Raw genomic sequence first — 1667 nt, forward strand, 5'->3', positions numbered from 1 at the left:
TTAATTGAAAATAATCGTGATAATTTATAGTTCTAATTGTTTTCTGAATCAAATGATCTGACTGATAAAAAATAATTATTAGCTGATAAATAAAAGTGATTTGAATTAACTGGATGAAAATGACATTTTATGTAGTAATTAACAATTACCTTTTGCTTTTACCCATGGCCCAGAAGATAAAGTTATTTATCATTAAAACCAATACATGCTATGGCTATAAATGGACAATAATGTAAAGTCACGGTGACTCTTTAAAAATTAACATATTAATGGAATGTCTATACCAATCGCCTTTCAAGATGCGTCTTATATCTCCCCCGCTACGCGGGGAGATATAAACAGGCACATTGATTTACAAGCTGTAATTTGAAGTTGGATTGGTATAGATAGATAATTAAAATGAGTATTTCTATAAATATTATTGTCAATAAATGAAAAAATCAAGTGACTATGTTTGAAGTTAATATATTAAGAATGCTTAATTAAGGAACAATAAATGAATAATATAAACAGTATAGAATTATCTCCTCCTACATTTCCACAGGCACATGGAACCGATACCATTAACATACACGATCTGCGCATCACGAATACTGAATATATATTAATGGAAGTGCCAAAATATAATGATGCTATGACTGGCGATAAAATAGAGGGATATCTTTGTTTAAGAGATAATGATGAGGTAGTTATAAAAAATAGACCATATTATATTACACCCGATAAATTGCATACATCCCCATATAATTTGCTATTTCCTGTGGATGAGGTTTCTCAATATGGTGCCTATCAAGCTAAATATAAGATAATAAGTCATGGCAATGAACGTGAGTCACCAACAGTGAATATAAATCTTATATTTTTTGATTCATCTGAATTATCTGATTATATTCCTAGTGTTCCAGAGGCTACTGGTAAGCAAGGTACCTTGCTGACAAGAGATGATTATTATCGGTTGGATCAGTTGAAAGTTATTGTGCCAGTTTATGAGGGGATGGCTCCTGGCCATACTGTCAAAGTTTTATGGAAAGGGCGTCGTAGTGATATTACATATATGCCACCTACTCAGACAGTAAATAGTGTAACACCGATGACATTCTATATTCCTCGTATGGAGTTTATTGACACGATAGGCGATACTGCTACGTTGCGTTTTTCAGTCACAAGAACACCTGGTGATGTTGTTGAATACTCAGGCGGTTTACAGCTTGAGATTGAAGGGCAAGTACTTAATTTACCTGCACCCAACCTTGAATACAATGATGATTCTATTCAAGTCATAATACGCTATCCTGATATGAGATTAAATCAGACAGTAAACATCCGGTTGGTAGGTCAGACAATGTGGCAAACTAATTATCAAATACTTGACAATGTAGAACGGATAGCAATAGATATCCCCTATGATTGGGAACAGGAAAACCGCGGGAAACTGGTTCTGATTGACTATGCTGTAGGTGATATATATGGAAGTAAAGATAATTTTTCCCATATATTAAGACGAGTCTTATAACATCTTCCAAAAAATATAAAAAATTTTTCTAATCTCTAATAAGCCTCGTTTAAATAGGTTTTCATAATACTGAGAGTATCAGATGTTGGAGTTCCTTACCCCGCGCAGTGCGCGGGGTAAGGAGTACTCCTATCATTTTGAAACGCTATTTAAA

At 33.7% G+C, this 1667-nt stretch carries 1 protein-coding gene; it reads left to right on the forward strand.

What is annotated here, in order from left to right; all coding sequences use genetic code 11:
• The first annotated feature begins 496 nt into the window (after positions 1 to 496).
• Entirely contained in the window at positions 497 to 1513 is a 1017-nt protein-coding gene (locus IQ211_RS19125; protein WP_189761309.1) for a hypothetical protein, read from the forward strand.
• The last annotated feature ends 154 nt before the right edge of the window (positions 1514 to 1667 follow it).

The sequence above is a fragment of the Xenorhabdus griffiniae genome, assembly GCF_015163655.1.
GTDB lineage: Bacteria > Pseudomonadota > Gammaproteobacteria > Enterobacterales > Enterobacteriaceae > Xenorhabdus > Xenorhabdus griffiniae.